This is a genomic window from Halovivax sp. (genome assembly GCA_007119345.1).
Lineage (GTDB): Archaea > Halobacteriota > Halobacteria > Halobacteriales > Natrialbaceae > Halovivax.
In genome coordinates this window covers 1-25,142 of the sequence record SKPV01000137.1, presented here as the reverse complement: position 1 = coordinate 25,142, position 25,142 = coordinate 1, and the positions used below count along the sequence as shown (strand labels likewise).

Annotated in this window: 23 protein-coding genes and 1 tRNA gene; 14 read left to right on the top strand and 10 right to left on the bottom strand. The window is 69.3% G+C overall.

Translation table 11 applies throughout. The features are described 5' to 3' along the window. Positions 1-14: 14 nt before the first annotated feature. On the bottom strand, positions 15-1,631 hold the full coding sequence (locus tag QZT59_RS09540; RefSeq protein WP_290814809.1) for an ABC transporter substrate-binding protein: 1,617 nt from the start codon (positions 1,629-1,631) through the stop codon (positions 15-17). Between the two features lie 735 nt (positions 1,632-2,366). Continuing rightward, a complete protein-coding gene (locus QZT59_RS09535; RefSeq protein WP_290814806.1) occupies positions 2,367-3,623 on the bottom strand; it encodes an MBL fold metallo-hydrolase in 1,257 nt (418 codons plus the stop codon). 458 nt (positions 3,624-4,081) lie between these two features. On the opposite strand from QZT59_RS09535, the gene QZT59_RS09530 reads away from it, so the two are divergent. Beyond that, complete coding sequence (locus QZT59_RS09530) at positions 4,082-5,479, top strand: MBL fold metallo-hydrolase (protein ID WP_290814834.1); 1,398 nt, start codon at positions 4,082-4,084, stop codon at positions 5,477-5,479. Between the two features lie 484 nt (positions 5,480-5,963). Continuing rightward, on the top strand, positions 5,964-7,028 hold the full coding sequence (locus QZT59_RS09525) for a M48 family metalloprotease (protein ID WP_290814803.1): 1,065 nt from the start codon (positions 5,964-5,966) through the stop codon (positions 7,026-7,028). Here QZT59_RS09525 and QZT59_RS09520 read toward each other — a convergent pair. Then, entirely contained in the window at positions 7,025-7,309 is a 285-nt protein-coding gene (locus QZT59_RS09520) for a hypothetical protein (protein ID WP_290814800.1), read from the bottom strand. The two genes, QZT59_RS09525 and QZT59_RS09520, sit on opposite strands and share 4 nt — an antisense overlap. Positions 7,310-7,705: 396 nt before the next feature. Here QZT59_RS09520 and QZT59_RS09515 point away from each other — a divergent pair, with 396 nt between their 5' ends. The 5 genes from QZT59_RS09515 (at position 7,706) to QZT59_RS09495 (ending at position 12,265) form a co-directional block, all read left to right on the top strand. Next, positions 7,706-8,107 (top strand): 30S ribosomal protein S6e, encoded by a 402-nt coding sequence (locus QZT59_RS09515; RefSeq protein ID WP_290814797.1) that lies wholly within the window; start codon positions 7,706-7,708, stop codon positions 8,105-8,107. A 14-nt stretch (positions 8,108-8,121) separates the two neighbouring features. Then, complete coding sequence (locus tag QZT59_RS09510; RefSeq protein ID WP_290814794.1) at positions 8,122-8,556, top strand: hypothetical protein; 435 nt, start codon at positions 8,122-8,124, stop codon at positions 8,554-8,556. 141 nt (positions 8,557-8,697) lie between these two features. Continuing rightward, positions 8,698-9,156, top strand: coding sequence for a DUF5807 family protein (locus QZT59_RS09505; protein ID WP_290814791.1), 459 nt, complete (start codon positions 8,698-8,700; stop codon positions 9,154-9,156). A gap of 409 nt (positions 9,157-9,565) precedes the next feature. After that, the gene (locus tag QZT59_RS09500; RefSeq protein ID WP_290814787.1) at positions 9,566-10,261 is read left to right on the top strand and encodes a hypothetical protein; all 696 of its coding nucleotides are present in this window, start codon (positions 9,566-9,568) and stop codon (positions 10,259-10,261) included. 165 nt (positions 10,262-10,426) lie between these two features. Then, complete coding sequence (locus tag QZT59_RS09495) at positions 10,427-12,265, top strand: S9 family peptidase (protein WP_290814784.1); 1,839 nt, start codon at positions 10,427-10,429, stop codon at positions 12,263-12,265. Between the two features lie 78 nt (positions 12,266-12,343). Here QZT59_RS09495 and QZT59_RS09490 read toward each other — a convergent pair whose 3' ends face one another. Further along, positions 12,344-13,645, bottom strand: a complete 1,302-nt coding sequence (locus QZT59_RS09490; RefSeq protein WP_290814781.1) for a DHH family phosphoesterase — start codon at positions 13,643-13,645, stop codon at positions 12,344-12,346. Positions 13,646-13,827: 182 nt separating this feature from the next. Further along, positions 13,828-14,292: a universal stress protein gene (locus QZT59_RS09485; protein ID WP_290814778.1), complete on the bottom strand. Its 465-nt coding sequence runs from the start codon at positions 14,290-14,292 to the stop codon at positions 13,828-13,830. A gap of 83 nt (positions 14,293-14,375) precedes the next feature. Between QZT59_RS09485 and QZT59_RS09480 the strand changes: the two genes are divergently transcribed. Next, entirely contained in the window at positions 14,376-14,831 is a 456-nt protein-coding gene (locus QZT59_RS09480; protein WP_290814775.1) for a universal stress protein, read from the top strand. A 198-nt stretch (positions 14,832-15,029) separates the two neighbouring features. On the opposite strand, the gene QZT59_RS09475 is transcribed toward QZT59_RS09480, so the two are convergent. Next, the gene (locus QZT59_RS09475; RefSeq protein WP_290814772.1) at positions 15,030-15,662 is read right to left on the bottom strand and encodes a GNAT family N-acetyltransferase; all 633 of its coding nucleotides are present in this window, start codon (positions 15,660-15,662) and stop codon (positions 15,030-15,032) included. Positions 15,663-15,664: 2 nt separating this feature from the next. Next, positions 15,665-16,033: a universal stress protein gene (locus tag QZT59_RS09470; RefSeq protein ID WP_290814769.1), complete on the bottom strand. Its 369-nt coding sequence runs from the start codon at positions 16,031-16,033 to the stop codon at positions 15,665-15,667. 151 nt (positions 16,034-16,184) lie between these two features. Here QZT59_RS09470 and QZT59_RS09465 point away from each other — a divergent pair. Beyond that, a tRNA-Arg gene (locus QZT59_RS09465) sits at positions 16,185-16,257 on the top strand. 304 nt (positions 16,258-16,561) lie between these two features. Then, on the top strand, positions 16,562-16,708 hold the full coding sequence (locus tag QZT59_RS09460; protein WP_290814765.1) for a hypothetical protein: 147 nt from the start codon (positions 16,562-16,564) through the stop codon (positions 16,706-16,708). Between the two features lie 855 nt (positions 16,709-17,563). Here QZT59_RS09460 and QZT59_RS09455 read toward each other — a convergent pair. After that, a complete protein-coding gene (locus tag QZT59_RS09455) occupies positions 17,564-17,962 on the bottom strand; it encodes a hypothetical protein (RefSeq protein ID WP_290814762.1) in 399 nt (132 codons plus the stop codon). 546 nt (positions 17,963-18,508) lie between these two features. Between QZT59_RS09455 and QZT59_RS09450 the strand changes: the two genes are divergently transcribed. Continuing rightward, positions 18,509-19,744 carry a C45 family autoproteolytic acyltransferase/hydolase gene (locus tag QZT59_RS09450; protein WP_290814759.1) on the top strand — a complete coding sequence of 412 codons (1,236 nt, stop codon included), beginning with the start codon at positions 18,509-18,511 and terminating at the stop codon, positions 19,742-19,744. Positions 19,745-19,904: 160 nt separating this feature from the next. On the opposite strand, the gene QZT59_RS09445 is transcribed toward QZT59_RS09450, so the two are convergent. Continuing rightward, the gene (locus QZT59_RS09445) at positions 19,905-20,999 is read right to left on the bottom strand and encodes a glutamate-cysteine ligase family protein (protein WP_290814754.1); all 1,095 of its coding nucleotides are present in this window, start codon (positions 20,997-20,999) and stop codon (positions 19,905-19,907) included. 608 nt (positions 21,000-21,607) lie between these two features. On the opposite strand from QZT59_RS09445, the gene QZT59_RS09440 reads away from it, so the two are divergent. After that, positions 21,608-21,757 carry a hypothetical protein gene (locus tag QZT59_RS09440; RefSeq protein WP_290814751.1) on the top strand — a complete coding sequence of 50 codons (150 nt, stop codon included), beginning with the start codon at positions 21,608-21,610 and terminating at the stop codon, positions 21,755-21,757. A 119-nt stretch (positions 21,758-21,876) separates the two neighbouring features. Further along, a complete protein-coding gene (locus QZT59_RS09435) occupies positions 21,877-22,134 on the top strand; it encodes a hypothetical protein (RefSeq protein ID WP_290814748.1) in 258 nt (85 codons plus the stop codon). A gap of 478 nt (positions 22,135-22,612) precedes the next feature. Here QZT59_RS09435 and QZT59_RS09430 read toward each other — a convergent pair whose 3' ends face one another. Then, on the bottom strand, positions 22,613-23,740 hold the full coding sequence (locus QZT59_RS09430; RefSeq protein ID WP_290814745.1) for an aminopeptidase: 1,128 nt from the start codon (positions 23,738-23,740) through the stop codon (positions 22,613-22,615). A 330-nt stretch (positions 23,741-24,070) separates the two neighbouring features. Here QZT59_RS09430 and QZT59_RS09425 point away from each other — a divergent pair, with 330 nt between their 5' ends. Continuing rightward, a complete protein-coding gene (locus tag QZT59_RS09425) occupies positions 24,071-25,090 on the top strand; it encodes a low specificity L-threonine aldolase (protein ID WP_290814742.1) in 1,020 nt (339 codons plus the stop codon). The last annotated feature ends 52 nt before the right edge of the window (positions 25,091-25,142 follow it).

Genomic DNA, 25,142 nt, shown 5'->3' with positions numbered 1-25,142 from the left:
AGCCGGCCGTCGCGTTACTGGTAGCCGGCCTCCTCGAGTCGTTCCTGGGCCCGCTCGATGCTCTCCTCGTACTCGGGGACGTCGGGGTTGTGGAGGTCGCCGAACGCCTCGGAGACGTGGTTGAATCCCGGTTCGGCGAAGCCGTACAGCAGCTGCTCGGCGATCGCCGTTCGCGGAACCGCGTTGACGACGGCCCGCCTGACATCCGGATCGTCCAGCGGTTCGTTCCGCGTGTTCATCGCGACGTGCCACCAGGAGGGTCCCGCCGCTTCGGCCACCTCGATCTGGGGTTCCTCCCGGTTCTCGTCGAGCTGTCGGCTGATCCGACCGAACGGTTCGTAGTTGAGATCGCCCCCGAGGAGCATCTCCCAGACGGTCGAGGTCTCCGGAATGATCCGCCAGAACCGGCGCTCGAAGTCGAGATCGAGCCAGTGGTCCTCGTTGCGCACGAGCCCCAGCTCCTCGCCGCGGTCCCAGTAGTCGAACTCGAGGACGCCGCTTCCGACCGGCTCATCGACCGACTCCTGGGTCGGCTCGTCGACGTCCTCCCACTCGTGCTGGGGGATGATCGGGATCTGGCTCGAGAGGACGGTGTGAATCGGGCCCAGCGGCTGTTCCAGCTGGAGTTCGACGGTCCGGTCGTCGACCGCCTCCGCTTCCCCGATGTAGCGATTCTGCACCGTGTACAGCGGGATCTCGTTCTCCGCGACGTAGTTGAACGTGAACGCGACGTCGTCGGCGGTGAGCTCCTCGCCGTCGTGGAACTCGTGGTCGCGGATCTCGTAGGTGACGACGTCCTCGTCCTCGTCGTGCTCCCAGTCTTCCGCGAGACCGTGCTCCTCGACCGGCTCGAGTTCGTCGTCGAGCTGGACGAGCCGATCGTACATGACGTTGAACTGGTAGACGTGCTTGCTCTCGTCGTTGTGCCCGAGGACGTTCATCGTGTCGAGCGCCTCCGGCCAGGTGCCCGCCAGCGTGTCCTCGCCGTCGACCATCTCGAGGTTCACCATGGTGTGGAAGGAGTTGAACCCGGAGACGTCCGCCTCCCAGTTGGTGACCTGCTCGACGTTGTGAACGACCAGATTCGGCATGTGGATGATCGGCATCTGCGGGACCTCCGAGACCAGAATTTCCTGGGCCTCGTGGAGCACGTCCCGGCGCTGTTCTTCGTCCGCGATCTCCAGCTGTTCGTCGAGCAGCTCGTCGAGCTCCTCGTTCTCGTACCCCGTGAAGTTGCCCGCGCCCGGATCGGTGTTCTCGGAGTGGTAGTACTCCGGAAGGAGGATGCCGGGATCGATGGTGAAGAACGTCCACCAGGTGGCGAAGTCGTACTCGTGTTCTTCCGTCACGTTGGCGAACAGCGTCCCCCATTCGAGGACGTTCACGTCGACGTCGAACCCGACTTCCTCTAGATTGTCCGCGATCAGGTTGATCGCGTCGTGACGCTCCGGGCTGTAGTCTTGGGGATTGTTCACGTACTCGAGCTCCCGGAGTTCCTGGCGGGATTCCCCGCCCATGCACCCGGCGAGGGCCGTCAATCCCGCGATGCCGGCAGCCGCCGAGGTCCGCTCGAGGAACGTCCGGCGCCCCTCGGCGTGTGCGTCATCTATTGACGCGCTATTGTCTGGCATGAAAATACGTCCCATGCCAAAGGTAAAAAGGTTTATTACACACATTTTTAATATTCATGGAGGTGTGAACGTTGAAAGGGTACGGCTTCCGGGCGGATGTGGGTGACCCACCTCGTTATGCGATTTCCGATGCCTGTCCCCTACTGCCGTCGCCGTCGACGGAGATGCTCCCCCACGTACGGGAGCCGCCGCAGGCGGTGGCGAACCGACTCGCGGCTCCGCTCGCGGATCGGTCGACCAGTCGCCCCGAAGCGTTCGCTCGGTCGGGCAGCGCGATCGTCACGCATACTCGTTCGTCGGGCGGGCTCGACGAGTCGGGATCGACCTCGACCGAGATGGCGCCGTCCGCGAGCGTAACCGACTCGCCGGGCCCGCTGGCGTCCGCCCCGTCCTCGGGATCGGGTCGGATCTCAGCGCGATCGACGAGGGGGCTGGCCCACCCCGTGACGGGAACGTTCCCGACCACGATCCGCTCGGCCCCGACGACCCGGCTCGCGGGGCCGAAATCGCCACGGGAGACGAGGCCCCTCACGACGCCCCGGACGACGCGATCCCGCCCGAGGACGGCAGGCGCTCGGAGCCGGCGGACGGCTGATCGAACCGCCCGCGACCGGCGGACGGCTGATCAAACCGCTCGAGACCGGCGGACGACTGCTCGATCCGTCCGCGACCGATCGAGCCCGTATTTCGACCCCCGAATTCGGAAACGATCCGATCGCCGTTCGACGCGACCGCTCAGCGCCGGACCGTCTCTCCGAGCGCCGGCGCCCGGGCGTCGAAGCCGTCCGCGCGCAACTCGGCGGCGAAGGCCGGACACCGGTCGCCGTGGTTCACGAGCACCATCCCGTCGCGGTAGGACTCGAGGAACGCGAGCAGACCGTCCCGATCGGCGTGGGCGGAGAAGTCGTACCCCTCGACCTGCGCGCTGACGGGCATCACGCGGCCGTCGATCTCGGCGCTGCCGGTCTCGAGCAGCTCGCGGCCGGGCGTCCCCTCGACCTGGTAGCCGGTGAGCGCGATCTTGTTCGCGGGGTGGTCGCGGATCTCGGGCACGTAGGTCATCGCGGGGCCGCCGTGGAGCATCCCGCTGGTGGTGACGATGACGGTGTTCTCGGCGGCGATCCGCTTTCGCTGGCCGTCCCGGCCCGTCACGAAGCGAGCGTTGCCCTTCGCGCGCCGCAGCCGGTGGGCATCCCGCAGGAACGACCGATTGCGGGGCCGCAAGAAGAGCTCGGTGACCCGTTTGCCCATTCCGTCGACGTAGCAGTCGACGTCGTGGGCCGCACAGATGCACAGCGCCTCCTGGGTCCGTCCGATGGCGAATGCCGGGACGACGACGGTCCCGCCCTCCCAGACGGTGGCCTTCAGGCTCTCGGCGAACTCGCGCTCGATCTCCGCTCGCGGGCGTCTCGCGGTGTCCGCGTAGGTGCTCTCACAGATCACGACGTCCGCCGCCGGTCGAGCCGTCGTACCCGCGACCAGCTGCTGGTCCTCGGTGTGGAAATCGCCCGTGTAGAGCAGTCGGGCGTCCCCGTCGTCGACGAGGACGTGCGCGCTCCCGGGGACGTGGCCCGCGTCGTAGAAGGTGACCTCGTACCCACCGTTCGCCGGGCCGCCCAGGACCGGGAACGACTCCTCGTAGCCGTGGGTCTCCGAAACCTGGGTGAGCCGGGCGAGCTCGGCCTCGGTGAACGGACAGTCGTAGGTCCCGCCGTGCAGCTTCAGCGTGTCCCGGCAGAGAAGCATCGCGAGATCCCGCGTGGGCGGCGTCCAGTGGACCGGCGGCCGATCGCTCCCAGACAGCAGAGCGGGAAGCGCGCCGACGTGGTCGAGGTGGCCGTGGCTCACCACGACCGCCTCGGGAGCGACGTCGCCGACGGGAAACCGCGGCGGGTCTCCGGAGTCCATCCCGAAGTCGAGCAGCAACCGCTCGTCGACGAGGATCGCGCTCCGCCCGATCTCGCGGGCGCCGCCCAGGAACTGGACCTCCATCTGGCGGGCGTTGGCACGAGCGAGGTTTGGGTTCGTCGGTTCGAGGTTCGGGCGGTGAACGACGGGGTCGGCGACCCTTCGGGTGGGCGGACACGCACGCGACGCCGGTCGAGAACCGACGGATACGCGCTCTAGGGCACGTAGATACGCGCGTGAGACCGATCGAGGGACAGGCGCGTGAGGACGGTCGATAGATGCGCGCGTGAGACCGATCGAGGGACAGGCGCGTGAGGACGGTCGATAGATGCGCCTGCGAGGCCGGTCGATCGACGTTCTCCACCGACCCGTCGGAAGACGGAACCGTCGTCGGTTACCGAATGCTACACGTGACCGTCCAGATCGCGGACGCGTTACGGGCGCCGTGTAAATTGCCACTCGACGCATGTTCGAAGGTATCACCCGCCAACCCCGGAAGTATCAATCGTGAAACAAAGGGAGTCGTGGACGGCGTTGCTCACATGCAAGTGACCTACCTCTCGTCGGCGGCCGTCCTGATCGACGACGGCGAGACCAGACTGTTGTGCGATCCCTGGCTGATCGACGGCGCGTACTACGGCTCCTGGGCGCACTACCCGGATTTCGACGTCGAACCCGAGGATTTCGACGACGTCGATTACATCTACCTCTCACACATCCACCCGGACCACTTCGATCCCGCCACCCTGAGGCGGATGGACGACGAGATCCCGGTGCTCATCCACGACTACCGCTGGGACTACCTGCGAGAGGCGGTCGAGGATCTCGGCTTCGAGGCGATCGAACTGCCCCACGACGAGCGCACGCACCTGACGGGCGACCTGCACATCAACGTCCTCGCGGCCGACGGCTGCGACCCGGAGCTCTGTGGAAACTACTTCGGGTGTACCTGGTACGACGACGACGCCGACCGCCCGGGCTCGACGCAGGTGGACTCGATGGCGGTGATCGACGACGGCGAGTTCGTCGTCGCGAACACGAACGACTGCCCGTACCAGCTCGTCGAGTCCAGCTGCCGGAAGGTCAAGCGGGACTACGGCAGCGTCGACCTCCTGTGTCACCAGTACAGCGCGGCGCAGTTCTACCCGCAAGCGGTGACGAACTACGACCCCGAGCACAAGCGCCGGGAGCGCGACCGGGTCGTCCGCGAGAAACACGTGCTCGCGTTGAACTTCATCGACATCTTCGAGCCGAACTACTACATGCCGTTCGCGGGCGAGTACCTCCTCGCCGGCGGGCTCGCACACCTCAACGAGTACACGGCGAACCCGCCGCGGGTACGGGCCCGCGAGTTCTTCCGATCGCGCGTCGACCCCGACCAGCACGAGTGCGTTTTCCTCAACTCCGGCGAGCACCTCGACCTCGCGACGGGCGAGCGGTCCGCACCCTTCGAACCGGCCGATCCCGAGGAGGTTCGTCGGTACGTCCGCGAGGAGCTCGCCCCCCGGACGCTCGACTACGAGCGCGATCCGGTCCCGACACTCGCGGAGCTGCAGGGCTACGTCCCGTACGCGTACGAGAACCTGGAGGAAAAGCGCGATCGGATCGGCTTCCGCTCGCCGACGACGGTCCTCGTTTCGCTCGTCGACGGCGCCTACCTCGAACTGACGATGAACGGGGACGGCTACCGGACCGTCGACGATCCGGATGTAGACGACTACGACCGCTACGTGAAATTCGAGGTCGACCCGCGCCTGCTCAAGCGGTTGTTCGAGGGGCCCCACAGCGCCTACTGGGCCGACGCGAAGATCGGTTCCCACCTCGGGATCAGCAAGGAGCCCGACGTCTACGAGCGCGGGCTGTACAACTCCCTGGGCTCGTTTCACGCCCACGGTTACGAGGCCGCCGTCGAGGAGCCGCCGTCCTCCCAGATCGCCTGATTCCGGCGCCGGAAGGCGTTCGCGTATCCCCCGACGTCCCGTTCGCGAACCGGAGAAGGTAGCGCTCGGGCGGATAGACGCCGATGGTCGCAAGCCGGAAGGCCCCGTCGACGTACTCGAAGCGCTCGCGGCCCAGCGCGGCGAACGAGAATGGACTCGACGGGTCGAGCGACGCGGTCGGGGTCCGGGTGCCCAGGAAGACGAGCGCGTCGAGGAAGATCAGGAACCGGCCGACGCTCCGGGCCCGGCGGCCGAGGGAGGCGTGACCGACGCCGCGGCCTACCGCCGTGAAGAGGGACGCCGGCCAGCACGATCGGTCGGAGAGGCTCACCGGCGGACGGTAGCTCGCGGAGGGCGATCGGTAGTGATCGCCAGAACCCGGGTCCTAACGTGGCTCACGTCCGCCGACGCGCCGACGATCCGTCCCGCCGGCGATTCGTCGGAAATGGAATGCTTAATGGCACCGAGACCACAGTTTTCGCTCATGAGCGCCGTTCGCGCCGGACCGATGGAGTGGGAGCCCGATCGCGCCCTCCAGGCCCGGTTGGCGGTCGGTCTCTCGCTCATCGTCGTCTTCCCGTTCGTCTTCGCGGTCGTCCTGGAGTGGTCGCTGACGACGATCGTGCCGGGAGTGACGGTCGCGCTCACCGGCGTGGAGATGGACCCGTCGTTCGCGATCGACTGGCGGCTGCTCGTCGGCGCCGTCCTCGTCGGGCTCGTCGGTCAGTACGCGTACGGCGATCGGATCGCCCTGCGCTCGCTCGACGCGAGGCCGGTCGACCACGACGAGTACCCCGAGCTCCACGCGACCGTCAGCCGGCTCGCCCAGCAGGCGGACCTCCCGACGCCCGACCTCGCCGTCATCGACACCGACGCCCCGAACGCTTTCGCAACCGGCCGGAGCCGCGAGTCGGCGACGGTCGTCGTCACCGAGGGGCTACTCGCGGCGCTCGACGACGACGAGCTGGCGGCCGTCCTCGCCCACGAGATCGCCCACCTGAAAAACGGCGACGTGACGGTGATGACGATCGCGTACCTCCTGCCGACGCTCACCTACCTCGTCGCCACGAGCGCGTACACGATCCTCCGGACGGTCTTCCGGTCGCTGCAGTACATGCGGACGAGCCACGACAACGACGGGCGGGCGGTCGCCGCCGTGATCGTCGTGATCGTCGTCACCACGCTCGTGACGATCGCCGTCTCCGCGCTCTTCTGGATCGCGAGCTACCTGCTCTACCGGCTGCTCTGTCGGTACCGCGAGCACGCCGCCGATCGCGGGGCCGCCCAGCTCACCGGCGACCCGCTCGCGCTGGCGAGCGCCCTCGCGACGATCGACGAGGAGCTCTCGGCGGCGCAGGACCGCGACCTTCGGGAGCTCGACGGCGGCGTCGAGGCGCTGTACGTCGCCCCGCTCGACTTCGCACAGTTCACCGAGGACGGCGACGACGGCCTGTTGAGCAAGGACCTGTTCCCCGAGACCCACCCCGACACCGACGAGCGGATCGCCCACCTCCAGGACCTCGCCGCCGAACTCGAGACGGCTGGCTAGTTTCCCGGCCGATACCGCTGGACGGTGAACCGCTCGTAGCCGCCGAACGCGAGCTCGAGCGACCCCATCCACCAGTTCCACCGATCCGCGGGCGTTCCCCGCCGGGCGTCCGAGAGCTCCTCGATCACCACGTCGTTGGTCACCGGCGCCCCCACGTCGTCCTCGTAGGCACCCGAGTCGTGGAGGTCGACGGCCTGCCGAACCACCACCCGCGACTCGCCGACGGTCCCGCCGAACTCTCGACGGAGGCGGCGTTCTAACCGGCCGGGATCGAGCGCCATCGACGACGGTTGGCGTCGAGGGGGCTTTACTGCGGCGGCTGTCGGCACGGCTCCACCGACTGGGAGCGCCCGCCGGAAGCACTCGTTCGCCGCCTCCGCGGCGAACGGTGCTATCCAACGGAAGAGCGAATTCTCCCGAGCATCGCGGAACCTTCCGTTCCGCTCGACGGGGGACGGCTGGCTGGTCTCCAGCAGTCCCAGCGCGAGCGAGTCCGCCCTGCGGACGAGCGAGCGGGCCGACGACCGATGTGAAGGGCGCGCTCGACGCGCCCGGAACGGAGGGAAGAGGCTTTTCATCGAAGTTTTCCCGAGCGCGGCCGCATCGCGGCCGCGCGCAGCGGAAAAGTTCGGTTGCGTTCCGATGTGTTTTTGACCGGCCGCCGATTTGTCCCGGGCATGGCAACCTTCACTGTGGTCGTCGGCGACCCCGACTCGGGGCAGGCCTACCAGCTCGAGGCCGACGGGCAGGACGCGAATCGATTCATCGGGAAGTCGATCGGCGACGAGGTCGACGGGGGCGCCGTCGGCCTCGACGGCTACACCCTCGAGATCACCGGCGGCTCCGACGAAGCCGGCCGCCCGATGCACGAGGGCGTCGCGGGTCCAAACCTCAAGGAGGTGCTCTTACACGAGCGCACGACGGGCTATCGCCCCCGCCGGGACGGCGAGCGCCGCCGGATCACCGCCCGGGGCCGGGAGGTCTCCGACGCCGTGAGCCAGATCAACGCCACCGTCGCCGAGGCCGGCTCGACGTCGATCGCCGAACTGGTCGGCGAGGGCGACGGCGAGGACGAGTAAGCGAGGGAGTTCTCGTGGCTGATCGCATTTCGAGCGACCACCCCTCGGTCCACACCGTGCGCGCGAGCGCGGAACCGACGGCGACCGGACGGACGCTCTCGATCCCGACCGACGAGCGCGATCGCTTCCCGACCGACGACGTCGTTCGGGTGGTCCTCGACGGCGACGAACGGTTCGCGCGAGTCGAGCGGGCGCTGACGGGCGATGAGCTATCCGTTCCCGGCGTCTACGACGCGCCGCGGTTCGCACGGGAGCCGGGCGCGGGCGACGATCGACTCGCCGCGTGGATCGCGGACCGGTCGATCCCCGAGGGCGGGTCGGTGCTGATCGACGTCGTCGAGGCCGGCTTTCTCTACGGACTCCGGGCGCCCGGCGAGACGGCCGTCTACGAGGCGAAAGAGCCGCCGTCGGACTCGCTGTCGTCGATCGCGGAGCGCCTCGAGGAGTAACGCGCTCCGTTCGAGGGGCGCGCTGGGAACCGCCGGCCCGTTCTCACCGACCGCGAGGGGCGCCGCCCGGGACGCGAGCGCCCGAGCTGCCGCGAGGGCCCCTTCGCTCCCTTTTTCCACCTCCGAGACCGACGTTCGAGCATGACACAGCCAGGAGCGGCGTTCCTCGCGGGCGAGCGCCCGGACGACGTCGCGATCTACCTCTCGGAGGCGGCCGCCGACGACCTCGAGAAGCTGGCGTCCGTCGGCGAGCGCGTCGACGGCGGCGTGCGCATCGTCGTCGACGGCGAGCGCGGCCGGAACGCCTTCCGCGCGGCGACCGGCGTCGAGGCGATGGCCTTCGCGAAGGAGGCGATGGGAACGGACGGTGACGTGGCCCCGGACCTCGCCGGCGGCACCTGTCCCGAAGCCGACGCCGGGGAGGACACCGACGGAGATCACGCGACCCGGTTCGTCTTCGCGTTCGCCGAGGCCCAGAACGAGGAGGTCGGCGGCATCTACGCCGAGGGGGACGTCATCCACGCCTACGCCCAGTGCGCCTGCGGGACGGCGTACGCGGACAAGTGGGTCGCCGAGGAGTCGGCGGGCGAGTCCTCCTGATCGTCGGGCACGGGTCGTCAATGATGTGCCGTATGAGGTGTCAAGTGATCGATACCGGACGTGGGTGCCTCATTCCAGCTTCTGGGAGCTGCGATTCCCATCCGCGAGCGGAGCCCTCGGTTCCCCGTCTAAACCAGCGTTGCCCCGTGGAGGCGGCTATTCTGGCGTAGATATTTGGCGAGCGGTTCGAGCGATCCGCGGTTCGGAGCGAACGAAGTGAGGGCGAACGGCGAGAAGCGAACGCGAGGCCGATCGCCTGCAAGCCTCGAAGGACGAACGGCGACCGACGGGAGCCGTGAGTGAGCGAGGACCCGCAGCAAAAAGGTACGCGCACACCCACTATCCAGCACCACGATCGTCCCACCTCGAGTGCCCCACGCTTAAGCCGTCGGAACAGCTGGATCCGTACATGAATTCCTACGAAACGCCGGGCCGGACCGAACGCGGGTTCGGCCTCTCCGGGCGCGAGGTGCGGGTCATCGGGGGAGCGACCGGGTTGATGACGATCACGGTCGCGCTGATGTACGTCTTCGTGGCGACGCCGCTGGCAGCCGTCAACGAGTCACTCTTCGCCTATCCGATCGTGGGCGTGCTGGTCTACGGGGCGGCGATCATGGTCGGCGAGCTGATCGCCGAGCGCGGCGTCGAGGGCGGCGACCTCGGGATCGCGTTCGTGGGGATGGTGATCCTGCAACTCGCGTTCGGCACCTTCGGGGCGGGCGTCGTCTCGTGGGCGCCGCGGGACCAACAGCTGACGATCCTGGGCATCACGGCGATCGTCACGGCGCTCGTGACGGCCGCGATCGCGACGTACGTCTACGCCCGCCGGACGGACTTCGACTCCTGGGGCCGGTGGGCGAACTTCGCCTTCCTCGGCGGCGTCGGCGCCATCGCGGTCGGCACGTTCGTCCTCTCGGAGCTCCTGCTGCTTGGATTCGTGCTGATCTTCCTCGGCTTCCTGCTGCGGCTAGGCTGGGAGATCTGGCGCGTGCGCGAACACCGATCGGCCTCGACGGCGCTGCAGACGATCGGCGTCTACATCGCCGTGGCCGGCGTCTTCGTCCACGTGCTGCAGCTGGTGCTGCGGTACGTGATGCGGGAGTGAGGGCGTCCTCCAGCTGGCGCTGCGGTACGTGATGCGGAAGTGAGGGCGGTCGCGCCGCGATCGCGATTCCCGTCGGTTGGTCGGATCGAGACGTGATCCCGATTCATCAACCGACGCGGTTCTGGTTCCTCAACCGTTATGTCGTGACGTCCGCAACCGCCTCCCATGAGTTCGCAGGACGCGACGCCGATCGATCCGGAGACGCTCGCCCGACTCCCGGAGTTCTACCACCCCGTCGTCTCGCCGGACGGCTCGGAGATCGCCTTCTACTACGACGAACACGGTCGCAACGACCTCTACCTGCTCGATCGCGTGGACCGCACGTACGAGCGCGTCACCGACGGCGAGGCCCCGCGGAGCGCGCGCTGGCACGTCCGGTGGGGGCAGGCCGGCGAGCGCGTCTACTTCCACCGCGACGAGGGGGGAGACGAGCAAAACGACATCGCCGCCTGGAGCCGCGACGACGGCGTCGAGACCGTCGTTCCCGTCGACGGGCAGGGCGTCCTCTCGGGAACGACGCGGGACGGCGAGGCGGTCCTCTACGGCAGCGACGAGGGCGAGCAGATGAACCTCTACCGCTACGACCGGGCGGCCGACGAACGGACCCGGCTCACCGACTACGACCGGCCGGTCATGGGCGGAATCTTCGGCCCCGACGACGAGCGGATCGCCTACGTCACCAACGAGTCGGCGGTCTTAGAGAACCGCGACGCCTACGTGATGGACGTCGACGGCAGCGGGAAGCGTCGGCTCGAGATCGGCGCGGACGGCTCCGAGTCGACGGTCGCCGCCTGGTTCCCCGACGGCGAGCGGCTGCTCATCTCGGACAACGCCGACGATCTGCGGCGGGTCGGCGTCTACCACCTCGCGTCGGACGAGATCGAGTGGCTCGGCCCCAACGAGGCCGAGGAATCCGCCGCGGCGGTGTCGCCGGACGGCCGGCACGTCCTCGCCGTGCGCAAGCGCCGCGGCGCGTCGATGCCGGTCCGTTACGATCTCGAGACGGGCGAGTCGGCCGAGCTCGACGTCGCCGAGGGCGTCAGCGACGTTCCGGGCGGCCGAGGCGGGGCGTTCGTCGACGAAACGACCGTCGTCTTCGCCCACTCCCGGCCGGATCATCGCAAGGAACTCTACGAGTACGACCTCGAGACCGACGAGTGCGAGGTCCTGCTCGCGGCCGCCTACGACGACCTCTCCCCCGACACGTTCGTAGACGCCGAGTACGTCACCTACGAGAGCGAGGACGGCCTCGAGATCGGCGCGCTGCTGTACGACCCCCGCGGCGGGCCCGCCCGCGCGGCCGACGCGACCGGCGTGCCGGCCGTCGTCGTGGTCCACGGCGGACCGCACGCCCGCTCCTCGAAGACTTTCAACCTGACCGCGCAGTTCCTGACGACGCGGGGTTACGCCGTGCTCATGCCGAACTACCGGGGATCGACCGGCCGCGGCCGCGAGTTCAAGCAGGCCATCCTCGGCGACTGGGGTGGGATGGAGCAGGCCGACGTCGCGGCCGGCGGCGAGTGGATCAGGGACCACGAGTGGATCGACGAGGATCGGATCGCCGTCTACGGCGGCAGCTACGGCGGCTACTCCGTCTACTCCCAGCTCACGGGATTTCCAACGCTGTGGACCACCGGCATCGCCTCGGTCGGCATCACCGACCTCCACGAGCTCTACGAGGAGGACATGGCCCACTTCCAGTACATCCTCCGCCAGCAGATGGGCGACCCCGAGGAGAACTACGAGTTGTGGCGCGACCGGAGCCCGATCGAACACGTCGACGACGTGGAACGCCCGATCTACGTGATCCACGGCGTCAACGACCCCCGCTGTCCGATCGGCCAGGCCAGGCGCTTCCGGGACGCTCTCGAGGAGCGCGGCTGGACGGCGGGCGAGAACTTCGAGTACACCGAGTTCGGCGACGAGGGTCACGGCTCGACCGACATGGAACAGATGGTCCGCAAGTTCGACCTCCTCGAAGACTACCTCGACCGCCGGCTGTAGGGCGGGTAGCGGCGTCTCGACGTTCGTCCCCGATCGACGTCCCGTCCCGCCACCGGGATCACGTTCGACCCCGGTTCGCTACTCGGCGTCCGACTCCCCGCTCTCCGACGCCTCCTCGACCACCGCCTCGAACGCCGCGAGGATGACCCGCTTGGTGACGGCGCCGCGGGTCGTCCAGTGGTTCGCGTAGTCGAGCATGTCGTCGTAGATGTCCGGCTTGCAGCCCGCCGCCTTGGGGTGGCCGCCGCCCTCGACGCGGCCGGCGACCTCGTGACAGCGCTGGAACGCATCGGTGCCGCGGATGGAGGCGCTGCCCGCGGGCTTGACGATCACGGAGGCGTCGGCGCCCGCCTCGCGCATCCCCTCGGCGACCTCGTTCTGCGAGCAGCGGCCGTAGGTGACGCCCACGGTGTAGGGGCCGACCTCGTGGTACTCGGCGCGCATCACGGCGTGCTCGATGAGCCGCTCCTTCTCGACGCGGCGCTCGGCGAGGAAGGCGACCACCCAGTCGGGCAGGTCGGCGCCGTACTCGCGGACGACCTCGACGTACTCGGCGGGGTCGCCCCAGTAGGCGTAGTCGGCGAGGTCGTCGCTGCGCGGGTCCTCGCGCAACCACAGGTCGTGGTCGCGGGTGACGGCCGCCAGCTCTCGGTACGCTTCCTCGAAGTCGTACGCCATCGAGCGGTAGACGACGTCGGCGCTGCACTCCTCGTCGGAGTCGCCGACGACGAGGTCGACGCCCGCCTCGCGCAGCGCCGCCGCGACGTCGGCGTCCCACTGATGGTGGTCGTACCACCGGACGCTGGAGACGACCTCGAAGGCGGCGGCGAGCTCGTCCTCGACGTACTCGTACCGGTCGGGGGCCAGGTCGCAGACGAAGAGGTCGATCCCCGGCTCGGCGTGCTCGGCGACGCGCTCGATCGCGTCCTCGACGTTGTGGGGGCTGGCCGGGAGCAGCGCCACGCGGTGTGGCGTCGGCTCGGGCGCGTCCACCGGGTCCGCCGCGTCGACGAGCTCTGCGGCGCCCGCGGCCTCGTCGGTCTCGGCTCCGGCGTCCGCGTCCGCGGCGTCGGTCGCCTCGTCCGCTTTCGCGGCCTCGACCGTCTCGTCTCCGACGTTCTCGACTCCCGCTCCGTCCGCCTCGCCGTCGGCCTCCGGCACCCGCCGGACGTCGTCGTAGGCCTCGCGGATCAGCGCGACGCAGGCCAGGCCGTCGGCGTCCGGGTCCGCGACGACAGCCGCCTCGGCGCCCTCGAGCGCGGCCGCCGTCCGCTCTTCCTGGAGGCCCTCCTCGACGGTGTCGGGGAGGAAAAAACCCGCCCCGGGAAGGAGGCTTCGGCGCGCCGGATCGAGGTCGCTCGTGTCGAACAGCTCGTCCATGGACCCCCTTCGGCCACCGGGCGGAAGAAGCCGCCGGTCCCGGGCGGTCACTTGGCAGCCGCCGGTCCCGGGCGGCCGCTCGACAGCCGCGGCTCCCGGACCGTCGCTCGACAGCCGCGGCTCCCTCGTTTCAGCAACGAACTCGTGTACGCGACGTCCGGGCCGTTGGGACGGGCGCCAGTTCACCCCGACGTCGCGGCTGCGGCCTCGTCGTCCGGCGACGCCTCGAGCTGGCGGACGGTGAGGACCGGAACGGGCGCGCTCCGGACGAGGCGTTCGGCGACGCTCCCGAGCAGGGGCCGATTCTCGCCGTGGCGACCGCGGGTACCGGTGACGATCAGGTCCGCGTCGACCTCGCGGGCGTAGGCGGAGATCTCGGCCGCGGGGCGACCCTCCCGGAGCGCGGTCGTCACGTCGGCGTCGTCGGTCCGGCCCTCGAACACGTCGAGCGCGCTCTCGGCGCGGGACTCGAGCGCGGCGCGCAGCTCCTCGCGCAGTTGCTCCGGGGAGGCGTCGACCTCCCCGACGTCGACGACCGTCAGCGCGTGGACGTCCGCGTCGAACCGATCGGCGAGGTCCAGCCCGACGTCGATGGCCCGCTCGACGCTCGCCGAGCCGTCCGTCGCGACGACGACTCGTTCGAACATGGGCGGGAATTCGCCCCGAACCCGTATAATCCTCCCGACACGGAGCAGGTGGCTTTTTGACAGCCGCGGCCGCAGTGGCGGATATGGACGAGCACGCCGCCGTCACCGTGGAGACGGTGCTCGCGCCGGTCGACGGCAGCGAGGCATCCGCGAGGGCCGCCGAGTACGCCATCACGGTCGCGGACCGCTACGACGCGCGCGTCCACGCGCTATTCGTCCTCAGCCGGGAGGTCGTCCTCGGGATGGACGCCGGCGCCGTGGCGGAAGTCGACGTCGCGGAGACCGCCCGCGAGTTCCTCGCGGACGTGGTCGCCCACGCCGAGACGACCGACGTCGCCGTCTCCACCTCGACCGCCCACGGCTTCTCGCCGGTGCGAAAGACCCACCACCCGGGCAGCGTCGTCCTCGACACCGCCGACGAGGTGGGCGCCGACTTCATCGTCATCCCCCGGGAGCCCTCCCTGGAGGCCGCCGAGGTCCTCGAGAAGGCCGCCGAGTACGTCCTCGGCTACGCGAGCCAGCCGGTGCTGTCGGTGTGACCGGCCCGGGATCGGTCGCGATATTGCGGCGATCGTTAGTGAGCGCCGTCAGCGACGTCGCCGGCCAGGTCGGGTCCGTCGCCGATCGGGTCGGTGCCGTCGCCGGCCAGGTCGGGTCCGTCGCGGGTCCCTCTCGAGTCGTCCCGTCGGTGGACGCGTCGTCGGTCGAGAGGAACGGCGGAATGCCGGCCGCGCGGATCAGTCCTCGCCCTCGAGCCTGATCGCCATCTCCCGGTCGAAGCTCTCGGAGCCGACGGTCTCGAAGCCGACGCGCTCGTAGAGGGCGATCGCGGGCCCGTTCCAGCGCTCGACGGTCAGCCAGACCCGCTCGATGCCGCGGGCGGCGGCCTCCCCCAGCAGATGTTCCAGAAGTTCGGTGCCGACGCCCGCGCGCTGGTAGGCCTGCAGGACGAAGATCGCCAGCTCCCACTCGTAGTCGGCGGGGTCCGCGCGCGGGTCCGGGTCGTCGGTGTCGGGAACGAGGACGGCGTGCCCGACGTAGTTCGGCCGGTCGTCCTCCGCATCGTCCGTTTCGGGGCTGCTCGCAGCCGCTTCTTCGCCGTCGTCCGCGGGCCGAACGGCCACGTTGACGCCGCGCTCGACCAGCGGCTCCAGCCAGCGCCGGATCGTCTCCTCGCCGGTCGGCGGGATCCCCTGGGCGCGATCGGCCGGGTGGAACCGGACGTACATCCGGGTCAGCGCCTCCAGGGCGGCCTCGTCGTCGTCCAACGCCTCGACCCGCAGCCGACGGTCCTCGGCGTCCGCAAACGACGCGGGCGGTCGCGGGAACGGCCCCGCGGGCTCGGTCGGATAGCGCCTCGCTCCTCGCATGGTCACCGGATCAGTTTGACCGTCATCGACGCGTTTAGCAGGACGAACTCCGTGATCGGGCCGAGGCGAATCTTCCCCATCGGGGTCTCCGTGCCGCCGCCGATCACCACCTGGTCGAACCCCGCGCGCTCGGCGCGGTCGACCAGCGCGGGACCCGGATCGCCCTCCAGATCCCGGACGGCGGCGTCCAGGCCCGCCTCCTCGACGATCCGCTCGGCCTCCGCGCGCATCTCCTCGCGCGAGCGCGACGCCTCCGGCTTCTCGAGGATCGCGATCTCGAGGTCGTCGCCGACGGCCTCGGCGCGCTCGACCGTCTCCTCGAGGGCTCGGATCGACTCGTCCGTCCCCCCGAGCCCCAACAGGACCTTCATACTCGGGGCTTGCGCGGTCCCGGGAGAAAATAATTGCGGGACGAGAACTCGGAGCGAAGATGGGGACGGGAACTCGAAGCGATGCGGCCGCGAGCGCTCGCGTGGCGGACATAACAACTGTTATTGAGCCGCGGGCGCTTCGTCGGAGTGAGGGCGCGTAGCTCAGTGGACAGAGTTCTTGGTTCCGGACCAAGATGTCGCGGGTTCAAATCCCGTCGCGCCCGTTCGACTCGCTCTACTCACCTCGCGAGCGCGACGGAGACCGCGGACGCGGAGCCCTCGCTCACTGCCATCGGCCGTCTTCCCGCCGATCGGTGGAGTCGGTAGCGAGCCGGAAACCGGCGTTGTTCACACCGGGCCTCGATGGTTTCCGTCGTCACGACGGGCGTCGCCGTCTGGCGATTCGGTCGGACGCGTCGCTCGCCGGACACCGCCCAGTCGCGTAGAGAACACTCCGCTCGCTCCCCCGGCTCCACGTACCGCAATCGCAGGCCGAGAATTCAGGTCGGTTTGACACCGTACGCCCTCATGGTCAGACTCTCGACGATCGTGATCGTCCTCGCCATCGTCCTCGGAATCGGGCTCATCCCGATTCCCGTCGTTCCCGGGGTCGGACTGGTCGTCGGCATTTCGGGCGTTTTGATCGGGATCGTCCTTCGACTCCTCGGAAAATAGCCCCGTCCGCCGGCGCCGCCTGCCGATCGCTCGCGCCACGTGGCCCGCACTTCTCGGGAGCGACTCAGAGTCGCCGTATCCCGTCCTGTCACCACTAGCTATCGCGACCCATGCCACCACGTAACTTGCCAGGAGATCGCCAATCCGGCACGTGGACCGACCGGTCGAACCCGAAACCGAGATGTTACGCCGGTCGGTTCGAGACGCAGGTGGCCGACCTGCTCCTCGTCCTCCAGTTCACCCTGGCGGCGATGCTCGCGTTCGTGGCGTTCGGATGGGTGTCCCTGACCCTCGGACCCTGGACGATTCGAACCGGTCGATCACGCACTTCTCCGGGATCGTCCCGGTGCCGCTCGGGATAGCGGTGACCGTCTCCATCCTGGGCACGCTGTACGGGTCCGACGGCGAGTGGCGACTCGGCGTGGCCGTCCGTGGCTCGTCGCGACGCGCCAACCCGCGGTCTCCTCGCGAGCAACGCGACCGGCCCGATTCCCGCCTCGCTACGATCCTCGATTCACTACGGGCAGGACCGAAACGGGACCGTCACATCCTCTCCAACTCGCGCACGAACCGCGTTGAGCGGTTCCTCGCCTCCATCAGCTTCCGTCCGGCCGCGCTCGGTTGGGAGACGGATCCCGGAATCGGCGTGGTTCCGTTCGTCGCCGGGTCGATCCGGTACCGGTTGCCGTTCTCCCCGCTCGCTCACTTCATCCCCGTGCACGTTCCCGATCCGACCGTCGTGGCGGATCGAGGACCGCGCCACGTACGATACGGTCCGCATCCCGGCGATCGTTCGAGATCCGCGGCCGGTCCACGCGCAGCGCCGCGTCTCCGGGCCGAGCCCTCGGTGGGCCCCTACAACGCGGCGTCGCAGTAGGCGCACGTCCCGTCCGACGGCTCGTTCGGCGCGCCGCAATCGGGACAGTTGCGCGTCGTGGAGCGGGACTCGTCGTCCGTCGTGGACTGGACCGGCGCGCCACAGTTGCTGCAGTGGTTGACCTCCCACTTCGTGCGTTCTTCACCGTCCGTGTCGAAGGCCTCGAGGTCGACGGTCGCCCCGCAGTTGGCACAGTAGGCGGCGCCGTTGCGGTCGCGGTTTCGTCGACTTCGCTCCCGGTGTACCTGCAGCACGCCGACGACGAGCATCGTCCCGAACACGACCCAGCCGAGCGGCCCCATCGCGAATAACCCCCAGAACAGCACCCACCCGACGGCGAGGAGTCCGATGGCCTGAAGGACGGTCCGAAGCGACATGGATCGCAGTACTGTCGGACCGAAATTAGTTCTTTCTAACACGCGAGTCGCCGACGTCCTCGGTAACGGCTATAGACACCGTCACGTCTGCGCGGCCGTGCTCGTCGACGTGTCACGAGGACGGTCGGCGCCGGGGGACCACGACCCCGGCGAAATCGCCGGACCGACTCGCCAGTCGTCGACGATTTCGCCACGAACGGATTCGAATCGGTTCTCGCCACCCGGAACGGCCGTACTCGGTCGGTCCGGCCGAGCCGTCGCAACTCCACGGTTTCCACGCGGTGCGAGCGGGGCGGCCACCACGAAGGTGATGGCTATCGACGTGACGCGGTGGCAACGACAGTTCGGCCCCGCTACCGGGCGGAACTCCCGAATCCGATATAGGGTTGGTGGCCGGGTGTTTTGGGTGTGATCGACGGAGGATCGGTCCGCTCGAACCGACCGCGGACCCTCCGCTGGCCACGCCGACTCGTTCCGGGACGAGCTCCGTTCCGGGGCTCACTATTCAGGCCGTCGGTACAACCCGTTCGAGTCCGTCCTCCCGGCGTGGACGACACCGACGTCGAGACGACGGCCGCCTTCGGATCGATCGCCGAGCCGGATACGTTCGCCGAGCAGGCGCGCCGACGCGCGGCGATCGAACGCGACGCCGTGGAGTGGGCGATCGACGAACTCGACGCGCTCGTCGACGAACGGGACGTCGATCTCGACCCGCTCCTCGCGTACGCCCGTCGGAGCCGCGAGAGCCTGCCGGATCGCCACCGTCGCGCGTACGAGGCGATGGCCGACGAGTTCGCCGTGGACTCCGACCTGTACGAGACGTACGTCTTCGCGTTCTCGGAACTCTGCGAGGGCCTGGCCGAGGGGGAGGGACGCTCGGAGAAACACCCGGCCGGGCCGCCGGAATCGGGCTCGGCCCCCTACGGTGAGGGCTGTACGAACGTCCTGGTCTCTCCGCCGGCGGTCGATCCGAGCGCCGCGGCCGAGGGTCCGCTCGTACTCAAGAATCGCGACATCGCGGGCCGCGGCGTTCGGCCGAAGTCGGTCGTCGAACAGCCGCCGATCGACGACTACTATGGATTCCTGACGGTCGATACCTGCGGAACGATCTCGATTTTCAAAGGGGTCAACGATCGAGGCCTGGTGGCGGCGAACACGCACATCGAGTGCGAGGCGGCGGACGTCGAGCCCGAACACCGGCTCCGAAACGGGACGGTCATCCGCATGATCCTCGAAGAGTGCGCCACCGTCGCGGAGGCCCGGACGCTGCTCGAGTCGCGGCCGACGCGACACCTGTCCGGCCAGACGCTGTTTCTCGCCGACGCCGACGATGCGACCCTCCTCGAGGTCGACCCGGCCGCCGGGCGGATCCGCGTCGACGACGACGCCGTCGTCGCGCGAACGAACCACTTCGTACGCGGCGAGTCGACGGAGACCGAGAGTTCCCGAACGCGACGGGAGCGGGCGCACTCGCTGCTCGAAGGGGACGGGGGTCCAGCGGACGACGCGGGTCTCGATCGGGACGACCTCTGGAGCCTCGCCCGCGATCACGAGCACGGCCCCGGCGACGACTCGATCTGCCGGCACCCGGAGCCGGACGCGGGCGAGCACGCGTTCGGCCAGCTGACGACCGCGAGCGCGGCCGTCTTCGAGGGTGGTACGACCGAAGTAGCACTCGCGATGGGCAATCCCTGCGATTCGACGCGCACCCGGTGTGCCCTCGGCGGGGACGTGCCGACCGACCTGCGAACGGGACGACGCTGGCTCGATCCGCGGGACTGACGGCCGGTACGGGTCAGCTCGGCGGGACTGGTGCACCGGCGGGGGTCAGATCCGCGGGACTGATGCCTCGTCACGAAGCCGGGCCTGCCGGCCGTTCGTGATCGACACGTTGTGGGCTCACTCGCCCGCGACCGGAGTCAGTGACCCCGTCCGGGCCGTTTCAGGCCCGAATCCGGGGTCGCTCGCGATCGAGATCGGCCTCGAGTCGGGCCGCCGCCCGGAGTCGGAGCCGCTTCGCGCGCCGGGACGTGAGCCGCGAGTCGGGATGGCGATCGGCGAGCGGGTCGTACGCCGACGGCTCGAACCCGAACCGGCGGAGGTAGCGTTCGACGATCGGGTCCGCGATCCCGTCGCGGATCGCGGCGTCGGTGACGTCCTCGACGGTCCCGAACGCGGGGAGGGGTACCTCGCCGCCGTTTCCACCGCCGACGGGGGAGTCGACGTCGACGACGGCGGTGCCACGGGCGTCGGCGGCCGTGACGATCGACCGGACCGCCTCGGCGAGCCGGAGGATCTGACTCGGCAGGGCCGTGTCGGGCGACCGCCACTCGACCGTCGGCATCGCCTTCCGGAGCCGGACCGGCGTCCAGACCGCGTCGTACGGGTCGAACTCCTCGTCGAAGTCGTCCGGGTCGACGCCGCGCTCGATCGCGCGCTCGCGGAAGCCGTCGTAGGCCGCGTCGAGCCGACGCTCCCACTCGTCGACGGTGTCGACGTACGGCCAGAGCTGGCCCTGTTCGGGGCAGGCTTCGTAGCACGAGCGGCGGTACAGGTACGGACGCGCACACTCGAGGATCCGCTCGCCGCGGTAGTGCGAGGAACTGTTCACGAGCGCGAACGCGGGATCGAGCGCCGTCAGCGCGTTGAGCTGGGAGACGACGTCCGACCGCTCGAAGTGGAGGTGCGTCCCGGCGCAGAACCGCGCGTCGTCGAACGCCGGGCCCACGATCTGACGCTGGAGGGCGGTCCCCCGCTTGTTCCGGTAGGGCAGCTCCGACGGGGCGGCGGAAAGCGGCGTCGCCAGCGGGACGAGGCGCTTTCCCCGTTCGCGCGCGGCGTCGACCACGGTGGCGATCTGCTCGCGAAACTCCGCGCGGAGCTCCGCCATCGACGAACACGGGGTCGTCTTGATCTCGATCATCGGCTCGACGAACTCGGGATCGACCTGCGCCGAGACGTCGAGCAGTTCTCCGGCCGGTACCAGTTCGCCGTCGTCGTCGACGACCCAGTACTCTACCTCCAGGCTGGTTTTCATGGTTGGCTCCGTTGGATCGGGGCGGTCGGTGACGACCTCGCGTGGGCCGTCGACGACCGGGTTGTTCGAGCGGAGTCGGCGGCCGAGCCGGCCGTCGTCGGCGAACGCACCGACGGCGACCGGGACCCCGCTCGCGTATCGCGGATGACCGGGTAGGCAAGAGCTACGTGAACGGATTGAGCCTGCGTACGCCGGCTGGTCGGGCGGGCCGCTCGTCGATGGACGGGGATCTGGACCGATCGGCCACCGTGAACGAGCGGTGGTTTCTGAACGATTCTCCTCTCGCGGCAATGTCCCTTCCGCTCCTGCGAGACCGGTCCGACGCCTCCGCGCGGCTGGCTCTCGGCGACGAGCGATGCGTCGGCGAACGCGTAGTCGCGGCGAACGGTCGCCGGTCAGGGGTTTCGCGATCGGTCGCCCGTCGGGGGTTTCGCGATCGGTCGCCCGTCGGGGGTTTCGCGATCGGTCGCCCGTCGGGGGTTTCGCGATCGGTCGCCGGTCGTGGCCACGCCGTCGTTCGTCGATCGAGGGGTGGCCATGGACGCGGCTCCGTCGGCACCGATACATTCGTATACCTGGCCGTCATATGTTTGGTGGTACCACCCAACATGAAACTACGCAAGAAGCTCAAGCGACTTGTCCTCGGCGAGTCCGACGAGAGCGGGCCGTCCTGTTCGGGCTGCGGTCGCCCCGTCTCTTCCCAGGGCGAGGTCTGCGCCAACTGTAGGGGCTCGAGCGTCGAAGACTACGGCGGCTGACCGCGCGGACCGTCTCGCCACGCGTTCGGGATTCCGGGGGAGGACCCCGGCCGACCCCGCTCGTCGAAAACCGAGGTCTACATATACGACGACTCGTAACTCCACCCAAGGTGACTCTGATGTCCAGCATCGAACTCGCGACCGCCGCGGGAATGACGGTGGGCGGGATCGACCTCATTTACGCGGTGACCGCCGCGGCGACGGCGTTTCTCGTGTTGATCACGGTGATCTTCGTGGCGCTCTCGCTGCAGCCTCACTTGACGGGATCGGCGATGACAGAGCGAAAACGGAGCGCGCTGGTCGGGCTCGGCGCGGCCGCCATCGGAGCGCTCTGGATGGTGTCGGTCCTGCTGATGGCGGGTACGTTCTCGTTCTGAGCACTCGGGCGTTCACGGGAGTTCTCGACCGTTCCCGGTCTCGCGGTTCCACACCGGCGTCAGCGACGAATGGAGCCGTCCGACCTCGTTCACCGAGAGCCCGAGCCCCGGCGCGCCGGCTCCCCCGTCGAGGGGCTCGACCGCCGGCGCGCCGACCCCTCCCTGGGGTGGTCGCCCGCGGTCGGACGGGGATGGGCCGTCGACGACCGGTCACGAGGGCCCGCGCCAGCGCTCCCCGAACCGGCGCGCGACCTCGTTCGACGCGGATTCCGTCACGAACCGTACTCGAGACGACGGTCGACGCCGTCCGGCGCCGCGTCGGCCAGCGGGACTCGGGATCGAGTGGGACCCGGGGTCGAACGGGACTCGGGCCGACCGTCGTCGACCGCGAACGCGACCGTTCGAGATCGGGCGGAGTTTCGGCGGGCAGCGCCGTTGGACCGCGATTTTTCCGATCAGAAACCGTCTTCGACGCCGATCAGAACCCGTCTTCGAAGACGAAGGTGCCGTCCCGCTGGATCGTCTCGCCGTCGACGTCGATCCGGGAGTCCTCGCTCATGTCGACGATCATGTCGACGTGGACCGAGGAGTCGTTGGCCTCGTTGCCCTCGCCGACGGTCTCGTCGTAGGCGCGGCCGACGGCCATGTGGACGGTGTCGCCCATCTTCTCGTCGAAGAGCATGTTGTAGGTGAAGCGATCGATGTCGCGGTTCGTGCCGATGCCGAGCTCGCCGAGTCGGCGGGCGCCGTCGTCCGCGTTCAGGACCTCGGTCAGGACCTCCTCGTTCTTGCTGGCGGAGTGCTGGACGACCTCGCCGCCCTCGAACTCGAGGAAGGCGTCGGTGACCTCCCGGCCCTGGTAGTAAAGCGGCATGTCGAAGAGGACGGTTCCCTCGACGGAGTCGGGGACGGGCGCGGTGAACACCTCGCCGCCGGGGAGGTTGTACTCGCCGTAGTCGTTGAGCGGGGTGTTGCCGTCGATCGACATCGTCACGTCGGTCTCCGCGCCGCTGACGATGCGAACCTCGTCGGCCGGCTCCAGGAGTTCGACCAACTGGGCCTGGTGTTCCCGCTGGGCGTCCCAGTCCTTGTTGACGGCGTCCCAGACGAAATTCTCGTAGGCCTCGGTGCTCATCTCGGCCAGCTGGGCGTTCGCCGGCGCCGGGAACTGGGTGAGACACCACCGCTTGCGCAGGCGCTCCTCGGTGATCGGGCGTCGAGCCTGATTGTACGCCGTGTTCAGCGCCGGGTCGACGTCGCTCGTCTCCGTGGCGTTCTCGCCCGCTCGGATCGCGATGTACACGTCGGTCTCCTCGATGAGCGCGAGCTCGTGTTCCGGCGTCTCGAACTCGACGTCCCGACCGTCGTCGGACCCGTCGACCTCCCCGGCCTGCCCCGCCGCTCGAAGGAACGCTCGCCCGGTCCGTTTGCCGGTGCGCTGGATCACCCACAGCGGCTTCGCGCCCGCCTCGCCGATCACTTCGTGGAGGGCGACGACGAGGTCCTCGGCGACCGGGTGGGCGTCGACGACGACGGTGTTGCCGGCCGCCAGGTCGACGGAGTGGTTCGCGATGATCTGGGCGTGCTCTCGAATTCGCGGATCCATGTGGCAAAAATTACGACACCGGGCGGATACCCCTTTCGTTTCGACCGGCCGGCAGCGTGATTCGTGGCCCGGTCCGTCGAGCGGGCCCGCCAGCGCGGACGATTCATCGCCGCCCCCGCCGCGAGCGGTTCCGGAAGGTGCTCGAGACAACCGTCCGGGAGGCGGCGGTTCGCGCCGTCGGGTTCGCTGGGACTGACGTCCACGGCGACCGCCGCCGACCGGACGCGGTCGTCCCGTTCGTGGCGCTGTCGTGACGGTCGTCGCCGCCCGACCGTCGCGGAATCGACCGGGAACGGCCCACTTTTCTTTCCCGGGTCGGTAGATCCCGCCATGATCGACTGCCGCTCGGACACCGTCACGAAACCGGACCAGGCGATGCGCGAAGCCGCCCTGTCGGCCGAGGTCGGCGACGACGTCTACGGCGAGGACCCGACCGTCAACGAGCTCGAAGCCCGCGCGGCCGACCGCGTCGGGATGGACGACGCGCTGTTCGTCCCGACCGGCACCATGGGCAACCAGATCGCCGCCCGCGTCCACGCCGAACCCGGTCAGGAGGTGCTCGCCGACCGCCAGAGCCACGTCGTCAAGTACGAACTCGGCGGCCTCGCCCAGCACGCCGGCCTCCAGGTCCGGATGCTCGACGCCGACCCCCGCGGGATCCCGACGCCCGAGCAGGTCGCGGCGGGCTACGTGGAGGAGGACGCCCACCGCCCCGGAACCGGCCTGCTCTGTCTCGAGAACACCCACAACGTCCGCGGCGGGGTGGCGATCGAGCCCGACGCGATCGCCGCGGCCGCGGAGGCGGCCGGCGAGCGCGACGTGCCCGTCCACCTCGACGGCGCCCGGGTGTTCAACGCCGCCGTCGCGCTCGAGGTCCCGGTCACCGCGATCACCGAACGCGTCGACTCGGTCATGTTCTGCCTCTCGAAGGGCCTCGGCGCGCCGATCGGCTCGATGCTGGCCGGCGACGAGGACTTCGTCGCCCGCGCCCGGCGCACCCGCAAGCTCTTCGGCGGCGGCATGCGCCAGGTCGGCGTGGTCGCCGGCCCCGGACTCGAGGCCCTGGAGAACGTCGACGACCTGGCCGAGGACCACGAACTCGCGGAACTGCTGGCCGCTGGACTCGACGACGTCCCCGGACTCTCCGTCCGGGAACCGGAGACGAACATCGTCCTCGTCGACGTCGCCGAGACGGGACTGGACGTCGAGGCGGCCCTCGACCGACTGCGCGAACGGGGCGTGCTGGCGACGCCGTTCGGCCCGACCACGGTCCGCTTTTGCACCCACCGCGACCTCGACGAGCGCGACGTCGAGGCCGTCCTCGAGCGGACGACAGCGGCGCTCGGCTGACCGGTCGACGACAGCGGCGCTCGGCTGACCGGTCGACGACAGCGGCGCTCGG

What these genes read in the sequence shown, in the direction of transcription:
- QZT59_RS09540 (WP_290814809.1), bottom strand. Translation starts at nt 1,631, where the DNA reads ATGCCAGACAATAGCGCGTCAATAGATGACGCACACGCCGAGGGGCGC.
- QZT59_RS09535 (WP_290814806.1), bottom strand. Translation starts at nt 3,623, where the DNA reads ATGGAGGTCCAGTTCCTGGGCGGCGCCCGCGAGATCGGGCGGAGCGCG.
- QZT59_RS09530 (WP_290814834.1), top strand. Translation starts at nt 4,082, where the DNA reads ATGCAAGTGACCTACCTCTCGTCGGCGGCCGTCCTGATCGACGACGGC.
- QZT59_RS09525 (WP_290814803.1), top strand. Translation starts at nt 5,964, where the DNA reads ATGAGCGCCGTTCGCGCCGGACCGATGGAGTGGGAGCCCGATCGCGCC.
- QZT59_RS09520 (WP_290814800.1), bottom strand. Translation starts at nt 7,309, where the DNA reads ATGGCGCTCGATCCCGGCCGGTTAGAACGCCGCCTCCGTCGAGAGTTC.
- QZT59_RS09515 (WP_290814797.1), top strand. Translation starts at nt 7,706, where the DNA reads ATGGCAACCTTCACTGTGGTCGTCGGCGACCCCGACTCGGGGCAGGCC.
- QZT59_RS09505 (WP_290814791.1), top strand. Translation starts at nt 8,698, where the DNA reads ATGACACAGCCAGGAGCGGCGTTCCTCGCGGGCGAGCGCCCGGACGAC.
- QZT59_RS09500 (WP_290814787.1), top strand. Translation starts at nt 9,566, where the DNA reads ATGAATTCCTACGAAACGCCGGGCCGGACCGAACGCGGGTTCGGCCTC.
- QZT59_RS09495 (WP_290814784.1), top strand. Translation starts at nt 10,427, where the DNA reads ATGAGTTCGCAGGACGCGACGCCGATCGATCCGGAGACGCTCGCCCGA.
- QZT59_RS09490 (WP_290814781.1), bottom strand. Translation starts at nt 13,645, where the DNA reads ATGGACGAGCTGTTCGACACGAGCGACCTCGATCCGGCGCGCCGAAGC.
- QZT59_RS09485 (WP_290814778.1), bottom strand. Translation starts at nt 14,292, where the DNA reads ATGTTCGAACGAGTCGTCGTCGCGACGGACGGCTCGGCGAGCGTCGAG.
- QZT59_RS09480 (WP_290814775.1), top strand. Translation starts at nt 14,376, where the DNA reads ATGGACGAGCACGCCGCCGTCACCGTGGAGACGGTGCTCGCGCCGGTC.
- QZT59_RS09475 (WP_290814772.1), bottom strand. Translation starts at nt 15,662, where the DNA reads ATGCGAGGAGCGAGGCGCTATCCGACCGAGCCCGCGGGGCCGTTCCCG.
- QZT59_RS09470 (WP_290814769.1), bottom strand. Translation starts at nt 16,033, where the DNA reads ATGAAGGTCCTGTTGGGGCTCGGGGGGACGGACGAGTCGATCCGAGCC.
- QZT59_RS09460 (WP_290814765.1), top strand. Translation starts at nt 16,562, where the DNA reads ATGGTCAGACTCTCGACGATCGTGATCGTCCTCGCCATCGTCCTCGGA.
- QZT59_RS09455 (WP_290814762.1), bottom strand. Translation starts at nt 17,962, where the DNA reads ATGTCGCTTCGGACCGTCCTTCAGGCCATCGGACTCCTCGCCGTCGGG.
- QZT59_RS09445 (WP_290814754.1), bottom strand. Translation starts at nt 20,999, where the DNA reads ATGAAAACCAGCCTGGAGGTAGAGTACTGGGTCGTCGACGACGACGGC.
- QZT59_RS09440 (WP_290814751.1), top strand. Translation starts at nt 21,608, where the DNA reads ATGAAACTACGCAAGAAGCTCAAGCGACTTGTCCTCGGCGAGTCCGAC.
- QZT59_RS09435 (WP_290814748.1), top strand. Translation starts at nt 21,877, where the DNA reads ATGTCCAGCATCGAACTCGCGACCGCCGCGGGAATGACGGTGGGCGGG.
- QZT59_RS09430 (WP_290814745.1), bottom strand. Translation starts at nt 23,740, where the DNA reads ATGGATCCGCGAATTCGAGAGCACGCCCAGATCATCGCGAACCACTCC.
- QZT59_RS09425 (WP_290814742.1), top strand. Translation starts at nt 24,071, where the DNA reads ATGATCGACTGCCGCTCGGACACCGTCACGAAACCGGACCAGGCGATG.